Source organism: Saccharospirillum sp. ABV4_185, assembly GCF_056159245.1.
Genome location: NZ_JBSWUW010000001.1, coordinates 2,873,304 through 2,888,708, shown reverse-complemented (window position 1 = coordinate 2,888,708; position 15,405 = coordinate 2,873,304). Strand labels below are relative to the sequence as shown.

Sequence of the window (15,405 nt, the reverse complement as noted above, 5' to 3'; positions counted from 1 at the left end):
GCCCGCAATACGAGCTTGGACGTTTCACATCCTTGTTAGCGACCGCTAGAGACCAGGCTTTAATCAACATTAATAACATTTGAGAATATAAATACTATTTTAAAAACAAAAATGAATATAGAGACAAGCTTTAAAGAAGCCGTCATGCTGGCCGTATAATTGCTTATATAAACAGTACCTTGTCGTTTACCGCTCTAAAGGGGCCCTTTATGCCAAACGCCCAGACCATCCTTGAACTGATGCAGAGTCGCCGCTATCAGAATCTGGCCTATTTCAAACAACACCACCCCAAAATATATGAGGCTTTTCACAACTACAGCCTGCGCGACGCCAAACTGAACATCAGTCCTGACGGCAACGACATCAACCTGTTAGTGGGCGGCAAGGCACTCTATGAGCGGGACTATCGGCGAACCGGTGAGCGCGAGTGCGATATCTTTATGCGCAGCTTTCCGCGCAATTCGCCCATCACCACCGCCAAAGCGCCGGGGCCGGGCTATTTCCCAACCCCTCGGGCATTTCATACCTTAGGGCGTGAACTGATGAGTGCCGCTCCCATTAAAAAACCAGGATCAACGCCTCTGATCTCGCGCGACAACTATCCGTTGGTGGTTGTTACCGGCGTTGGCCTGGGTGGGCATATCGAAGCTCTGAGCAACCGGGCCCAGGTCAGCCACTTTGTGATTTATGAACCGAACCCGGACATATTTGCGGCCAGCCTCTATACCATGGATTGGTCCGGCTTATTTGAATCGCGCTCCCGCGACAGCGCACTCAGCGTGCAAATATTTGTCGGCAACATTATTTCTGATGAACGAAAGTTCGCGGCTGTCTGGAATACCCTGGCTCGCCTTAACCCGCTGTTCCCAACCTCGACCTATTATTTCAACCACCTGGGCAACAAAGAAAACCTGGATCTGATCAATCGCTGGAATCAGGACATCTCGCTGTTTATGAATGTCTGGGGTTTCTATGATGATGAGCTGAATCAACTCAACCAGTGCTTGCACAATATTCGTGGCCACAGCGCCATCTTAAAAAACCGCCAACCCACGGATCGCAATACCCCGGTTTTTATTATTGGTGCCGGCCCTTCACTGGACCAACGTATCGAAGAAGTTCGTGCCTACCAGGACAAAGCGCTGATTATTTCCTGCGGTACCGCTCTGAAATCGCTGCATCATTACGGCATCAAGCCTGATTTCCATCTCGAACTGGAATCGCACAAAATCGTTGTTGACTCGCTGAAGACCATTGATGACCCGCAATGGTTAAAAAGCATCACCATCATCAGCCCGTCACACATCCACCCGGAAGTTATCAACCAGTTTGGCGACTCGCTGCTCTATTTCAAAGGCGAGTCCGCACTGTGGGGCATGTTTGGCAGCGAAAGCGCCATCATTCCTTTTGGTACACCGACCTGTACCAATGCTGCGGTCGCTTTTTGCCTTTATTACGGATTTAAAAACACCTATCTGTTCGGTTGCGACTACGGCTTCCGTGATGAAGAAAACCATCATGCCAAAGGCTCCATTTATTATCAGGGCAGCTTTAAAGAGAACTACGACAAGAAGCATAAAAATCCAGCGCGTTACAGAACGCTGACCGATATCAAAGGCGAACCCATCTATACAACGGTGCAACTCTATTCGTCACTGCGGACAGTGGAAAAAGTAGCCTATGCCTTCGTGCAGCAAGGGCTGACACTCAATAATTGCTCTGAAGGTGTGGATTTGCGCCATACCCAGATACTCGACAGCCAGGCGTTTAAGCAACAAGTTGATAACTTAGAGGCGTATTCCAAAGCAGAGGTTGTGAGCAGCTTGCAGCGCTCAGCGGACGTTTTGACAGAAAAACAAATCAGCCGAGGCATAAAGGATCTGCAAAAAGCCATCCTGGCCTTTTTGAATAAGCTGGATAACGAAGTGTTAAGCCGCAATGCCGATTTTGAAGATACTGTTTTCGGCATTAACCATCGTCTGGAACAAGTTTTTCAAAAAGAGCATCCGGCATATTACTGGTTTATTCGTGGTTCTATCTGGCACCTCAGTCACATCTTATATACCTATTGTCTGTGTATGCGAGACGCAACCGATCAGCAAAAATTCCAGCTGAAATACCGCAAAACTCTGAAGGCCTTTGCCGATCAGATTGAGCAGGATTTGAACATGATGATGACCAAGTCATTCACCCCGGACGATCCTTGGTTGAAAGTGCCCTTGGCGGAACTGCCAGCCGAAGCCTAAGACGGGTAACAACGGCGGCACCGGAAAATGGAGCCGCCGTTTTTTTATTACAACGACTTGATCAGGACGGTGTGGATATCGCCGATCTCGTAGGGAAATTGCAGGAAGCGCGAAACACCCAGTTCAGGGTTGTAAACAATGACCCCGCAATCAATTGAGATATTATTGGATAAGCCAATAACGCGCGAATAATTTCGGTTTTTGCTTTGGCCAATAAAATACAGACCTTTGCGATAATCCAGCCCTCGGGTAAAGGCCGGAAAGGTCGCCTGAATGCTCATGTTGTTGTAGCGCAGATGACCGGGCAATGAATCCAGGACGTGCAGACCACCATCGATAAAGCGAATATTGTGCGGCATATAAAGCCCGGTCACTACATCGCGGCGACGCTCACCGCTGACCAGATCAAACTCAGCCACACAGCCATCGAAAACATCTTTTTTCCAGTTGCCTGACGATGAAAACATACTCACATAGAGGCTGTCACCGAGCGCAACGTTATCGTTAGTGTGGTGTTGAGCATCACCGCTTTGGGCAAATTTTTCCGAGAAAAACAGCTCTCTGGTCTGTTCAAACTTAGCGTTCAGTTCAATCACGCTGTCTCGATTAGAACAATTTATGTAATAACAGCCGTTGGCTTCGTTGAAAGATACGCCGTGGGCCCGTGCGCCCTCCGGTAAACTGGCCAGCTGAGTGACCTCACCTTTTGAATAGCGGAACAAACCGATATCACCATTGACGAAGAGGACATCATCACCGTCACGCATGGCGCCATAACAAGGTCCGCTGTACAGCCGCTCGAAACTGACTTGCGTCTGGTGCACTGTGCACAGATACAGGCCCCCACCCCAAGGACCTTTTTCGGCGGCAACCGTGCCGCTGGTGAAATAAAACTCGGTCTTTAATTCCTCCAGCTCGGCGATGGCCAGCAGATCGTTAGCCAGTGGTGATAAAGCAAAATCACGATCGGCCGCCAGTCCCAGACCTTCGAGCTGCGCCGAGATGTTCATGACGTCGGTAGAGCAGATCAGCACAAAGTAATCGTCGGTTAATACCGAAGGAGCTTTCACCTCCAAACCATGAAAGGTTGAACCTTGCAACGGCGTCGAGTTATCCACCAGAAAGGCAACCTGATCGCCCAGTCGTTTAATGGTTTTTTCCGCCAGCTTACTGCGGCCGAACAAAACGTAGGGTTTTTGATTGCGTTTTTCTAACTCGGCGAACGAGGTTTTTATCAGCATGGTTGTAGCCTCTAGATACCCTTGGCAAAGGGAATAAAATCACGACTTGGATCGGAACCTGTCTCTAGCATATCGGCCAGGGCTTGCGGCAATTTAGGGGCCGCATCCGGTTCACCCACTAAGGATTTGACGTCACCGAGTTGATGCTCAACAAACCACTGATAACCCGATTCAGTCACACCCAACCAATCGAAAAACGGCCGGATATTGATCTTCTGATGCCGATAGTGATGTTGCAGTCTTTGTGCTTCATCCAAGGTGATGCGTCCATGACGCCGCTCACGCACCAGATGATCGGTGGCTTTGCGGTAGCCATGTCGTTTAAATTTCAATAGGTCGTGCAGCTGGTAATACACCGAACTGCCCGCGCGCTCATAACAATCGAAAGTGCTGCTCTGTCGCTGTGGTTGATAACCCTGAGTCAGCGCCAGACGATTTTGCGCCAGAGGATCCCAGCGCAAATAGTTACTCAGATAAATCCCCTGCACGCCCACCTTGGCCAGAGATGCCACCGCTGGATAGCGATAATAGGCCAGCACCCTGTCTTGCAGTTGCGCGCCGGTTCCGATCACGGCCTCGACACTCTGGTTAAACAAATCGTGTTCCAGGCGACTCCACTGACTGATGTCGGCAGCTTCCGTATGGGAAAACTTGCCGACCTGCTCCACCGCTTGTAATTGGCCGGTTATCACCCAGGGAATGCCACGATCATGGGCCACATGCATGGGGTAGGCGGTGCGCAATGCCAGCGCCGGCCACAACAGATGATTGAGCTTGCGTAGGCAGGTGCGAATCAGCTCCTGATAGGCGCGCATATCCGGGTTGTAGACCATCGAATCGACATCAAAATGAGTGATCAGGTTGTGCAGGTTATGCCACCCGATGTCGTTCATAAAATAGTCGTTAACCACCACGACCAAGGGGTGCAGGCCCAGCTTTAACACCTGGTCGAGGACGTAATAATCTTCGGCGTCGCCACAGACCGGAACGACACAGTCGTAGGTGCCGCGGTGGCGTCGGCTGGCCAAGCGTTGCTGCAATAAATGATAACGCTGCGACCAGTCGAGCTGATCTTTTTCGCGGTGGGTATGGCAGCCGGAACACTCACCATCGATCAGGGTCAGACCAAAAGGATGACGGCTGTCGTACAGACACTGAGGACACTGTTCAACCATGGCGATACCGTCGCGGGTGATACTCTTGCTGCAGAATTCGGTTTTCAATGGCCACGGCGGCGTGACCGGCCGCCGCTGCTTGTTTGACGCCGACGGGATCAAGACCACCGGCCAGAATAAGCCGCTGTGGTGCCAGTTGCAGCGCATCAGCTAGGCTAAAGTCAAAACCACCGAGCGTGCCTTCGTGATCGCAATCGTATACCACGACCTCGTTGGCAAATTGCTCGAGCAACGCTCGATCCAGCGTCGCCAGCGGCACAAACCGACCTTCAGCGCAGTGATACACCTCCAGTTCCTGAGCACCTCGACGCAGTGGTAATAATGCCTGCAGTGCCTGTCGGCCCAGCCGTTGCTGCAGACTTTGCAGCAGCTCGGCGTCGCCACCGACAAAGGCCGAGCTCAGTAACACCCGCTCCATCGGCAAACGCTCGAAGGCGTTAAAACAGGCCAGCTCACGAATGCCACCACCAAACGACAGCGGCGACTGGGTTTGCAGGCTGGCCAGCCGATCCACATCGCGTTCAAACGCCGCCAGGCTGTCACCTTCACGGACCGGGCGGATCAAGGCAATCTCATCAATCTGATGATCATCCAACATTGAGAAGACGGTCTGCACCTCACCCAGAGGGCGCAGCATCTGCCAGCCATAGGACTGATAACAGTAGCCATCGAGATAAAGCACCAGGGCTGCGGTTCGCATCGTCATCTAGAGCACCATCCGCAGCAGCTGACTGCCGGTCCACTGGCTTTTTTCCGGATGGAACTGGCAACCGATCAGCTCACCCTTAACGCTCATGGCGCTGTAAGCGGCCAAGGCCGGATCGTCGATCGCCAGGTTCAGCGCGCCAGTATCGGTGCAACGCACGCCGTATTCGTGGTTGTAATAAACCCGTCCCCGGAGCTTTCGCTTCAGCGTTAATTTCGGTACCAGACCGGCGTCCTGACAGCGCAAATGAAAATTCTTCCAGCCGTTGTTGCCGATGCCACCGGCCAATTTTTCCACCTGGGCGTCCAACAACCCTAACCCCTCGACCCCGCCATCTTCCTCGGAATAATGCGTTAACGCCTGATAGCCCAGGCAAATGCCAATGACTCGGCGTCCTTGGGCGGCGGCATCGAGCACCGCCTTATCCAGCTCAGCGCGGCGCAGGTTGGCCATAAAATAGGCGATGGAACCGACCCCAGGCAGCAAAATACGCGAATGTTTCAACTCTTTCGGTTGGGTCACCCAGTTCGGTCGCAGGTGCAGTCGGGTCAGGCTGTTAGCAATGGAGCGCAGGTTGCCGCTGCCGACGTTGATCACATCAATGTCCATAGTCGACTCCCACAGTAAAGCGCGGCTTAGGGCGCTGTCCTGGTTGAATGTCGAACAAGTCGGTATTCACCCACTGATGGGCAATCTGCCAAAACTCGGCCGTACTGATGCCGACATAGCGGCAATAGCTGTCGATGATGCGGTCGTCACAGCGGCCATCGTATTGTTTTACGATGTCGATGCCCTGTTGCCGTGTCAGTTGGCCGTTGCGGATGCCTTCATCGACGATATCGGTGGCGCGGCCAAAGCCAAATTTAAAATATTTCAGCATCATATTGATGTTGGAATATTCCTCATCGAGCATCGATGCCTCGGAAATATCGCCGGTTTCCAGCGCTTCGTTCGGGCGCAGGGTCAGGCCTTGCAAGGCGGCGTAGGTGGCATTATTGGCATTACTCCAGTCATCCCAGGCCGGTCCGAGAAACAAGATGGAGATGCCGTTTTTATCGAAATAGTGTTCCTGCGGATAGCGATAGTGGTCGAGTTTTCGTTGCTCATCGACACAGCCTTTCATCCATTCCATGCCGCCGGTAGACAGGGTGTTGGAATGACTCAGTCGATTACCATCGAATTCATCGATGCCCTGTGTACCCGAGTCCCCGACCTGCAGCGCCGGGTTCTCACCCCAGAAGATCAGATTGATACCCAAATCGATGGCGAGCCTGGGCACGGTAGAAAACAGCGCCAGTTCGGTCGATTTACAGACGTTGCCAAAATCCCGAAAGGCTTGCAGCGATAGCCGACGGGATGTCTGGGGTGCCGGGGTGGCGGTAATCAAATCGAAGCCCATACCGATCAGGTTGGACAGGTTGCTGGCGCCAATCTCACTCATCTGCGCTGGCGGATAAGCACAGCACACCAGCAGCGGGCGCAAGCCCAGACGATCGCGCACCCAATGCGCCTGACGGGTACTGTCTTTGCCGCCGCTAACGCCAACGATGCAATCGTAAGCGGCACGTTTGCGCCGGCGCGAGCGGATCTGCTTGATACGCTCCTGCAAGGCTGTGAGCTTAAAACGCTTGTCTTCTACGACTCGATCGTCGTTGTAATACTGGCAGGCAATGCAGACGCCCGCTTCACTGAAGTGGGCATTCGGCCGTAAATCGGTGCTCAGACACTGAGTGCAGTATTTCATGGTCGACAGCGGCCCTTAGTCAAAACATTCCCAACGCACCGGCTGATAACGCTGCACCGCCTGGGTCAGTGTTTTACCCAGCAATTCATCGTAGTGGCGCGGTGCCAAACCATAGCCGGGGCGGACGCTGCGAATCGAGTCGGCGTCAATAACATCGCCCGCCTGCAGATCCTTGACGAAATAGAGCGAACGCCGGAACTGGGCGTTACCACGTTCGGACTCACTGCGTTCGTAATGCACCTGCCCCAGAGATTCCCAGGCGGTTTTAACATCACGACACAGCCGCGCCAGATCGTCCGGTTCCAGTGAAAAGCTGTCATCCGGGCCGCCCCCGGAGCGATCCAGGGTAAAGTGTTTTTCGATAAAACAGGCGCCCAGCGCCGTGGCGGCGACGGCCGTGGCGTTATCAAGCGTGTGGTCCGACAACCCGACCAGAGCCGGATAACGCTGCGCCATATCGACCAGAGTGCGCAGGTTGTAATCGCCCGCCGGCGCCGGGTAGCCACTGACGCAATGCAACACAATCAATTGCGAGCAGCCGTTGTCACGCGCTGTCGCCACGGCCTCAGCGATTTCGTCCTGATTGGCCATGCCGGTCGAAATCACCATCGGTTTGCCGGTACTGGCCACATAGCGGATCAACGGCAGATCAACCGCCTCGAATGAGGCAATTTTATAGGCCGGCGCGCCCAGGTCTTCGAGCAGATCAACAGCGGTGTTATCGAAGGGCGAACTGAAGATGGTCAGACCCAGCTTGCGCGCGTGTTCAAACAAGGGGGCATGCCAGTCCCAAGGCAGATGGGCTTCTTCATACAGATCATAGAGCGTCCGGCCATGCCAGAGGCCACCTTCAATACGGAAATCAGCGCTGTCCGCTGGCAAGGTAATGGTATCGGGCCGGTAGGTTTGCAGTTTGACGGCATCAACCCCAGCCTGGCCGGCGGCACTGATAATCGCCTTGGCTCGCTCCAGACTGCCGTTGTGATTGGCCGAAACCTCCGCCACCACGTAAGGCGGTGCATCAGCGGCCAGTCGGCGACCGTTGATCCAGACTTCATTCGACATCCTGACCTCTCTTCAACCACTGCTGCGCACTGAGCTCGAAACAGGCCACCTCGTGTTCGGCAACCTCTTTGTGGGCGATGGCGTTAAAACCCAGACGTCTATGAAACGCCAGGGAGGCATCGTTGGTGACCAATACTTCGGCTTCCAGGTGCTGATATTCCAAGCGCTCAAAGGCGTGTTGCAACGCACAGCGACCGAGTTTACGGCCGAGCCCTTTGGGCGCCTCTGGCGCCATATAAAAGCCCCAAACAGCACGATTTTCCGGCCGGGCCTGAAACTGCACGAAGCCTTGCGCCCGGCCCTCAACTTCAAAAATATACAACTGCCGATCCGCATCGGCCTGCGCCTGAGCGAACCAGTTTTGGTGTTCATCCGGCGTAATCTGGTGCTGATTATACATAGCGCTGCGCACCTGCGGATGGTTGCGCCATTGCCGCACCAGGGCCAAATCCTCTGTTGTCATTTCCCGCAACCGACCTGTGGCCGCAGCAACAGCCGCCGGCCTTGGCATCAACTGTTGCAGAACCCGTGCCACGCCCAGACCATCGCATTGACGGGCGGCAGCATCACTCAACGACTGCAACCGGTTGGTATCGGCCAATAACGTCTGTAATGCCTGGGTTAATTGCGCCGCCGTCTGCTCACTCCATTGGCCCAGCGCAATGGCGGCGCCGCTGTCGCTCAGATAACGGGCGTTATGACGCTGATTCTCCGCCAGCAGCAACAGCACGGTGGGTACGCCCAGCGTACAACGCTCCCAACTGCTGGTGCCGGCGGCCCCGATACAGACGTCGGCATTGGCCAGGTGTTGCGCCATGGTGTTGACCTGGGTATGCAACTGACAAGTGGGCCAGTGCTCGGCAATCCATTGCCGCAATGCGGTGATATGAGGATTGGCCGAACCGACGATGACCTCGACCGACAGCGCATCGGCAAGCGGCAACAGACTGCTTAAAGCGGCCTTGGTCAGGTTGTCGGCATCGACCCCGCCAAGGCTGATTAACACTTTCAGGGGACCATCGATTGGCGGGTGTCGCCGCGCCAGGCTGACCTCACGCCACTGAGCAAACTCAGGCCGCAGCAAGGCGTACTGTGGTCCTAACAACAGTCGACAACCGGCATCGACCCAGTCGCTGTAGACTTCGGCTGTTTTGTCGGCCGATGCATCCAGCAACCAACGGCATTGATGCGGCCGGTCGTTAAGATCGTCGATTACCAGAATCGGAGCGATAGCCGCCAAGGCCTGCTCCCAGGGCGAGGCTAAGGCATAGTGATCGACGATGATCCATCCGGGTTTGCCCATCGCCTGCACCGCCGGCTCAGCCAGCCAACTCAGACAGGCCTCAGCATCGGCCTGCTCACCACCGTCGAGCCAGTGCGAATGGGCGTAGTCAGTAGCCTGAAGCGTATCGGTACTAGCGCTAGCAGCGGCTAATTCGACGCAGCGATGACCAGCCTGTTCAGCCAGCGACTGACAGCTGTCCAGGGTGTTGCGGTACGCAAAGACAACCTCAACGCCGGCCTGCGCCAGTCCATCGGCCAGTGCCAGACAGCGCATCCAATGGCCGGCGCCGATGGTTGTACTGGCATCCACCCGGAATAATGCCCAACTCATGCGCTCCCGGCTCCCCGGCGCAAGGCGAACAAGGCTTCAGCCATCGCCCAGTCCGCTTCGGTATCGATATCCTGGGCATCACGGCCATCGAGCAACAGCGGACGCGAGCGTGGGCCCAATATCGGACGGCGCTGATAGAAGGCGTCGAACTGACCCCAGTAAAACTGGCCGGCATCGTGATAACAGGGCTCCAAATCCTGAGAGCGCTGCTGCGCCATTTCAGGTTGCAACCAATCCACGCCACCCTCCGGCAACAGCCGTAATGCTCGTTGAATGGGGTAATCAAAACGCACCGCGGCAAAGACGTAATCCCAGTCGGCCTGGTCGAGCCATTGCTGCGCTTCGACTAAGACCGCCGGCGTGACAAAAGCGGCAGTGGCATAGAGACAACAGAGTTGCGATGGAGATGTTCCCTGGCGTTGCAGCCAGTCGGCGGCGTGGTGCATCACATCAGCCGTGGTGGCGAAGTCGTCGGCTAAAGATAGCGGGCGCACAAAGGGCACCTCGGCGCCGGACTTGAGCGCCACCTCGGCAATGTCGGCATCGTCGGTCGAAACCAGGACCCGATCAAAACAGCCTGATTGCAACGCCGCGTCAATCGACCAAGCCATCATCGGGCGGCCGTGAAAGAGACGAATATTTTTTCCCGGTATCCGTTTGGAACCACCGCGTGCTGGGATGATGGCCACCTTCATGGCATTACCCCAAAGCCTTAACCAGCACATCGACCACGCTTTGCTGATCGTGCGAGGTCAGGTCGGCATAGACGGGCAACGACAAGGCCCGGCGGTAATAGTCTTCGGCGACCGGAAAGTCGCCCCAGTCAAAACCACGCGCGCGATAAAACGGCTGCGTATGAACCGGAATGTAATGCACATTGACGCCAACACCCGCCGATAGCATCTGCTGGTATAGCTGAGCACGAGCCGGCTCATCCGCTACGCAGATGGGATAGAGGTGATAACTTGAATCGCTGTCCGGATGTTGCCAGGGCAATTGCAGCGGCAATGACGCTAAGCGTTCCTGATAGCGTGCCACCTGTTGCCGGCGCGCCTCGAGAAAAGCATCCAGACGCTGCAACTGACTCAACCCCAAAGCCGCCTGTAATTCGGTCAGTCGATAGTTAAAGCCGAGCGCCTGCTGTTCGTAATACCAGCCACCGCTGTCTGGCGCTTGCAACAACTGCGCATCACGAGTCACACCATGACTGCGCAACAATTGCATACGCTCAGCCAACTCTGCCTGATGGGTAGTAGCCAGACCGCCTTCGGCCGTGGTCATGATTTTGACCGGATGAAAACTGAACACGGTGATGTCGCTGTAACGGCCATTACCGACCGGCTCATCGCGATAGCGGGCACCGACGGCGTGGGAGGCATCTTCCACCACAGCAAAGCCATAGCGCTGGCTGAGTTCGGCAATAGCAGCCATCTCGCAAGGCTGGCCGGCCAGGTGCACCGCTGTAACCACCTTGGGTAAGCGTCCCTGCCGTTCAGCCTGAGCCAGTTTTTCCGCCAGGGCATCACAACTGAGGTTATAAGTACGCGCATCAATGTCGACAAAATCGACGTCGGCCCCGCAATACAGAGCCGCATTGGCGGTAGCAACAAAGGTAATGGGCGACGTCCAAACGCAATCGCTCGGACCGACACCCAACGCCAGGTACGCCAGATGCAACGCCGAGGTGGCGCTGTTGCAGGCCACTGCGTAAGACGCCTGAACGCGCCTAGCGAAGGCTTGCTCGAACGCAGGCACCACCGGTCCCTGGGTCAGAAAATCTGAGCGCAAAACCTCGACAACCGCTTCGATGTCGGCCTCGCTGATGGATTGACGACCGTATGGAATCATAGCCCGATGGATGCGTGTAAATCGCGGATGGCATCGACACTCAAAAAGTCGGGGTTGGTACCGGAATCGTAATAGAAACCCGGCTCCACCAAAGCGCCCTGCTCGCCCAAACGGTTGCGCGCATAGTTGACTTTTTGATCCATAAACTTGATCGCTGGTGTGATGACATAGTGATCATCAAATTCCAGCGTCCGATAAGAATCATCGCGTGGAATCATCTGTTCATGCAGCTTTTCACCGGGACGAATACCGACAATTTTATGCGGCACATCCGGCGCTACCGCAGCGGCCAGATCAGTAATGCGCACGGAGGGAATTTTCGGCACAAAAATTTCGCCGCCGTACATGCGTTCGAAGCCAGACATCACCAGATCAACACCTTGTTGCAAGGTGATCCAGAAGCGGGTCATTTCAGCATCGGTGATTGGCAGCTCGGTTTTGCCTTCCGCAATCAAGCGCTTAAAAAACGGCACCACAGAACCACGGGAACCGACCACATTGCCATAGCGGACCACAGCAAAACGCGGCACATCGCTGCCTACCATATTGTTGGCGGCGACAAAGAGCTTATCCGATGCCAACTTGGTCGCGCCGTATAAATTAATCGGATTGGCGGCCTTATCGGTCGACAGAGCAATGACTTTTTGCACGCGGTTTTCAATCGCCGCGCGGATGACATTTTCCGCCCCGTTGATGTTGGTGCGGATGCATTCTGTCGGATTATATTCGGCAACAGGAACGTGCTTTAGCGCCGCCGCATGAATGACAAAATCAACGCCTTTAAAAGCCTGCATCACGCGTTCTTTATCACGCACATCGCCAATAAAATAACGCATACAGGGCGCGTTGAACTCTTGTTGCATTTCATACTGTTTGAGTTCATCACGGGAAAAAATCACCAGACGTTTAGGTCGAAACCGAGACAGAATGGTTCGCACAAACTGCTTACCAAAGGAACCAGTGCCCCCGGTAATTACAATGGATGCATTATCGAACATAGACATACCTCGACAACCGGTCTGCTGCGTTGCAGACACTCGCTATTAGGACGTTAAGCATAGCCCCACTGGCTAACCGCCATTTCATAACTACTGGCAAAAACGGCGTTTTCACGTCGTAAGCAGGGAAACCCTGCAATCACCGGATACACGCTCAGTGCCTCCGGGCTGTAATACATCTGCCCCAACTCGACCAGGGGTGTCTTATATTGCGGACAGGCAAAGGGACTGTCCGAATTCAGATCCAATCCTGCATCGGCCGGCGGTTTTTCAATGATGGTCACCGCCGTCGGATTGAGCGGATTCACCGACACTGGCATCGGTCGATGATCGACCACCGTCATGCCCAACTCACGAGCGGTGTCCGCCAGGCCTTTGCAATAACCGTGATGATCCATACGCGCCCGGGCTTCATCGCTGGCAAATTCATAACCCGGTTCAAACAGCACCAGATAGCGACCGGCCACCCGATACAGTTCTTGCAAAATAGTCGCTTCGCGTCCGCCATTGGGTTCAATGGAGTGCGAGGTATACACCAGATCAATGGCGTTGCTGGCAATGGGAATGGCCAGTAAATCACCGGTGCACAGTTGGGCACTGACGCCTTGCTGTTGCAACCAATGATGACCATGCGCCACCCGCGACCAGCTCAAATCAAAACCGTAGCCCTGGGCATGTGACAGCTGCCCGGCCACTGCGGCCAGCGTGGTGGCTTCACCGACACCGGCCTCGAGCAAGTGGCGGCTATCTTTAAAATCGTTCAGGATCGTCAACAACGCCTCGTTGTAGGCGAGCTTACGTTCAGCGTGTTGCGGATTTTCCAGTGCTTTAATGTATGAACCCGCCTGCAAGTCGTAGGCGACTTCAATGATCTCGCTGTTGTTCTCCGTCAAGCCGCGATCGGCACGCATCAGGGCGCTGATATTGTCACCCTGCTGATAATGCGTTTTTAATTGTCGAGGCGACTTCATAAGGTCCGTCCTGTCATTTAGGTGTCGGTAAACCGACGCTATCGTGCGTTATAACGGTGCTGATGAAAACAACTCTAGCATGTATCCGGCGTCCACTAGACTGTATCGCGCCACAACCGAGAAGCGCTATGCAATACGCAGACGCTTGTGCCATGCTATCGACTCTGCACAACTTGGTCTGAGAGGACCTCATGGCTCATCCACTCGTTGAATCCCTGTTGCCGTTGCTCAACCAGCAAAACAATCTAGAGCCGGCTTTTGAGCAATGGCGTAAGCGTTGCGAACAAAGTCTGGCGCAAATGTCGGCCTCACAACGCCAGGAGGTCATCCAACAATTGCAAGCCGTTATCGCCGAAAACCATAACCTGGCGATGCAGGAAACCCAGCACATCTGGGATGAGCTGATTCAACTGCATCCGGCCAAACCGAGCAGTGCGGCCAAGGCCAAACGCTACAATCAGATCAATCAGCTTAAAGACTGATCAAGCCGCCCCAGCGTTAACGAATAAAATCAAACAAACTGAGCTGACTGGTCTGAGCAAAACTCTGTTGAGCCGCCTGCAAGGTCAAACTCTGCATCTGTAACCGACTGACCGCTTCTGCCCAATCGACATCCTGTATCTGTGAACGAACGTCCTGCATATCCAATTTACTATCGGCATGCTGGTTGGTGACCGATTGGGAGGTATTCAAGCGCGCGCCGATGCGGGCCTGAACCTGGGATATTTTATCGACGGCGTTATCCAAATTACCCAGAGTTTGTTCGATGGCTTCATCATAGGCATCGTCAAATGCGGTACCGGGTGGATAGCTCTCCAGCGCAAACAAAAATTTCTCGAAGGTGGTCAAAATGCCCTGTTTGTTGCTGGTCTCGACAACAAACTCATCGCCCGGTGCCGGGTCGCCCACCACGGTGACACTCATGCCACCGAATTCAATATTACCGCCTGGTACATAGGGAATGTTTTTCAAGCCTTCCACAACCCGACCATCCGACTTCCGGCGCACCGTATAGTTTGGTTCAGAGGGCTCGATATCGAGCGGGTTTTCGAAGGTAATAACCGCATCGTGCGGGAAGAATTCGTCCAGCGCCTGCTGATCACGGGTGATGCCGGCGGAGATAATTCCCGGCGGGTTGCCACTGTTCAGCGGGTTGCCATAGGTGGAGAAACTTGGCTCTACAGCGGGGATGTCCATAAAGACATCCTTGCCAGAATCGCTGGAGGCCAGGGTGACGTTCTGGCTGATCTGCAAATAGCGCACGCCCTGGTCGCCTTCAAAGGAAGTACCACCACCAAGATTGCGCTGGAAAGGTTGAGTGCCACCGGAATAGCCGGCAAACAGATATTCACCGCTGCCATCTTTACTGTTCATCAGGTCGTACAGTTCATCAACGCGTATACGAACTTCAGCAGCAATGGCCAGACGATCTTCATCGTTCAGGGTGGCGGCGTTACCGGCTTTTACCGCCTGCTCGCGGATACGGCCGATGGTGTTCTGGATCGATTCCAGAATGCCCTCTTCTTCATTAAGACGCCCTTCGACGAGGATAATATTACGCTCGTACTGCGTGGTCAGAGCAATTTCCTGATTCAGCTGCAGTACCCGAGCGGCACCGACTGGATCGTCGGCCGGCGTCAAAATACGCAGGCCGGTACTCAGCTGTTCCTGAGTCCGGGTCATATCGGCCTGCAACTGGGTCATGTCACTGACTGGACGATTGAACATCCAGTAGGTTGAAACACGATCGACCATCTCGACCTCCTAAACGGTCATCCGGTGGTGGATGACGGCAA

General features: G+C 54.5%; 14 protein-coding genes. 2 read left to right on the top strand and 12 right to left on the bottom strand.

Annotated features, from left to right (window positions below):
• Window positions 1-209: 209 nt before the first annotated feature.
• Entirely contained in the window at window positions 210-2,246 is a 2,037-nt protein-coding gene (locus tag ACXAE6_RS13720; protein ID WP_475149314.1) for a motility associated factor glycosyltransferase family protein, read from the top strand.
• Between the two features lie 47 nt (window positions 2,247-2,293).
• Here the strand turns inward: ACXAE6_RS13720 and ACXAE6_RS13715 are convergent, their stop codons facing one another.
• From ACXAE6_RS13715 to ACXAE6_RS13665, 11 genes are read right to left on the bottom strand one after another with little or no spacing between them, the layout of a single operon-like run.
• Window positions 2,294-3,487: a DUF4915 domain-containing protein gene (locus tag ACXAE6_RS13715; RefSeq protein ID WP_475149310.1), complete on the bottom strand. Its 1,194-nt coding sequence runs from the start codon at window positions 3,485-3,487 to the stop codon at window positions 2,294-2,296.
• 11 nt (window positions 3,488-3,498) lie between these two features.
• The gene (locus tag ACXAE6_RS13710) at window positions 3,499-4,662 is read right to left on the bottom strand and encodes an N-acetyl sugar amidotransferase (RefSeq protein WP_475149307.1); all 1,164 of its coding nucleotides are present in this window, start codon (window positions 4,660-4,662) and stop codon (window positions 3,499-3,501) included.
• On the bottom strand, window positions 4,655-5,368 hold the full coding sequence (locus ACXAE6_RS13705; protein ID WP_475149304.1) for a HisA/HisF-related TIM barrel protein: 714 nt from the start codon (window positions 5,366-5,368) through the stop codon (window positions 4,655-4,657). The genes ACXAE6_RS13710 and ACXAE6_RS13705 overlap by 8 nt, the downstream gene beginning before the upstream one ends.
• Window positions 5,369-5,977, bottom strand: coding sequence for an imidazole glycerol phosphate synthase subunit HisH (hisH, locus tag ACXAE6_RS13700; protein WP_475149300.1), 609 nt, complete (start codon window positions 5,975-5,977; stop codon window positions 5,369-5,371).
• Window positions 5,967-7,112, bottom strand: a complete 1,146-nt coding sequence (locus tag ACXAE6_RS13695) for an N-acetyl sugar amidotransferase (RefSeq protein ID WP_475149295.1) — start codon at window positions 7,110-7,112, stop codon at window positions 5,967-5,969. The genes hisH and ACXAE6_RS13695 overlap by 11 nt, the downstream gene beginning before the upstream one ends.
• A 15-nt stretch (window positions 7,113-7,127) precedes the next feature.
• Window positions 7,128-8,177 carry a pseudaminic acid synthase gene (pseI, locus tag ACXAE6_RS13690; protein ID WP_475149290.1) on the bottom strand — a complete coding sequence of 350 codons (1,050 nt, stop codon included), beginning with the start codon at window positions 8,175-8,177 and terminating at the stop codon, window positions 7,128-7,130.
• On the bottom strand, window positions 8,167-9,792 hold the full coding sequence (gene pseG / locus ACXAE6_RS13685; RefSeq protein WP_475149286.1) for a UDP-2,4-diacetamido-2,4,6-trideoxy-beta-L-altropyranose hydrolase: 1,626 nt from the start codon (window positions 9,790-9,792) through the stop codon (window positions 8,167-8,169). Before pseG ends, pseI begins: the two co-directional genes overlap by 11 nt.
• Entirely contained in the window at window positions 9,789-10,487 is a 699-nt protein-coding gene (gene pseF, locus ACXAE6_RS13680) for a pseudaminic acid cytidylyltransferase (protein ID WP_475149281.1), read from the bottom strand. The genes pseG and pseF overlap by 4 nt, the downstream gene beginning before the upstream one ends.
• Window positions 10,488-10,491: 4 nt before the next feature.
• Entirely contained in the window at window positions 10,492-11,640 is a 1,149-nt protein-coding gene (gene pseC / locus ACXAE6_RS13675) for a UDP-4-amino-4,6-dideoxy-N-acetyl-beta-L-altrosamine transaminase (protein ID WP_475149276.1), read from the bottom strand.
• Window positions 11,637-12,638, bottom strand: a complete 1,002-nt coding sequence (gene pseB, locus ACXAE6_RS13670) for a UDP-N-acetylglucosamine 4,6-dehydratase (inverting) (protein ID WP_392803915.1) — start codon at window positions 12,636-12,638, stop codon at window positions 11,637-11,639. Before pseB ends, pseC begins: the two co-directional genes overlap by 4 nt.
• Window positions 12,639-12,691: 53 nt before the next feature.
• A complete protein-coding gene (locus ACXAE6_RS13665) occupies window positions 12,692-13,609 on the bottom strand; it encodes a class I SAM-dependent methyltransferase (RefSeq protein WP_475149270.1) in 918 nt (305 codons plus the stop codon).
• A gap of 191 nt (window positions 13,610-13,800) precedes the next feature.
• Between ACXAE6_RS13665 and ACXAE6_RS13660 the strand changes: the two genes are divergently transcribed.
• Window positions 13,801-14,091, top strand: a complete 291-nt coding sequence (locus tag ACXAE6_RS13660) for a hypothetical protein (RefSeq protein ID WP_475149264.1) — start codon at window positions 13,801-13,803, stop codon at window positions 14,089-14,091.
• A 16-nt stretch (window positions 14,092-14,107) separates the two neighbouring features.
• Here the strand turns inward: ACXAE6_RS13660 and flgL are convergent, their stop codons facing one another.
• Window positions 14,108-15,364 carry a flagellar hook-associated protein FlgL gene (flgL, locus tag ACXAE6_RS13655; protein WP_475149259.1) on the bottom strand — a complete coding sequence of 419 codons (1,257 nt, stop codon included), beginning with the start codon at window positions 15,362-15,364 and terminating at the stop codon, window positions 14,108-14,110.
• Window positions 15,365-15,405 lie beyond the last annotated feature (41 nt).

What these genes read in the sequence shown, in the direction of transcription:
- hisH (WP_475149300.1), bottom strand. Translation starts at nt 5,977, where the DNA reads ATGGACATTGATGTGATCAACGTCGGCAGCGGCAACCTGCGCTCCATT.
- ACXAE6_RS13715 (WP_475149310.1), bottom strand. Translation starts at nt 3,487, where the DNA reads ATGCTGATAAAAACCTCGTTCGCCGAGTTAGAAAAACGCAATCAAAAA.
- pseB (WP_392803915.1), bottom strand. Translation starts at nt 12,638, where the DNA reads ATGTTCGATAATGCATCCATTGTAATTACCGGGGGCACTGGTTCCTTT.
- pseF (WP_475149281.1), bottom strand. Translation starts at nt 10,487, where the DNA reads ATGAAGGTGGCCATCATCCCAGCACGCGGTGGTTCCAAACGGATACCG.
- pseC (WP_475149276.1), bottom strand. Translation starts at nt 11,640, where the DNA reads ATGATTCCATACGGTCGTCAATCCATCAGCGAGGCCGACATCGAAGCG.
- pseI (WP_475149290.1), bottom strand. Translation starts at nt 8,177, where the DNA reads ATGTCGAATGAAGTCTGGATCAACGGTCGCCGACTGGCCGCTGATGCA.
- pseG (WP_475149286.1), bottom strand. Translation starts at nt 9,792, where the DNA reads ATGAGTTGGGCATTATTCCGGGTGGATGCCAGTACAACCATCGGCGCC.
- ACXAE6_RS13695 (WP_475149295.1), bottom strand. Translation starts at nt 7,112, where the DNA reads ATGAAATACTGCACTCAGTGTCTGAGCACCGATTTACGGCCGAATGCC.
- ACXAE6_RS13705 (WP_475149304.1), bottom strand. Translation starts at nt 5,368, where the DNA reads ATGACGATGCGAACCGCAGCCCTGGTGCTTTATCTCGATGGCTACTGT.
- ACXAE6_RS13665 (WP_475149270.1), bottom strand. Translation starts at nt 13,609, where the DNA reads ATGAAGTCGCCTCGACAATTAAAAACGCATTATCAGCAGGGTGACAAT.
- ACXAE6_RS13710 (WP_475149307.1), bottom strand. Translation starts at nt 4,662, where the DNA reads ATGGTTGAACAGTGTCCTCAGTGTCTGTACGACAGCCGTCATCCTTTT.
- ACXAE6_RS13720 (WP_475149314.1), top strand. Translation starts at nt 210, where the DNA reads ATGCCAAACGCCCAGACCATCCTTGAACTGATGCAGAGTCGCCGCTAT.
- ACXAE6_RS13660 (WP_475149264.1), top strand. Translation starts at nt 13,801, where the DNA reads ATGGCTCATCCACTCGTTGAATCCCTGTTGCCGTTGCTCAACCAGCAA.
- flgL (WP_475149259.1), bottom strand. Translation starts at nt 15,364, where the DNA reads ATGGTCGATCGTGTTTCAACCTACTGGATGTTCAATCGTCCAGTCAGT.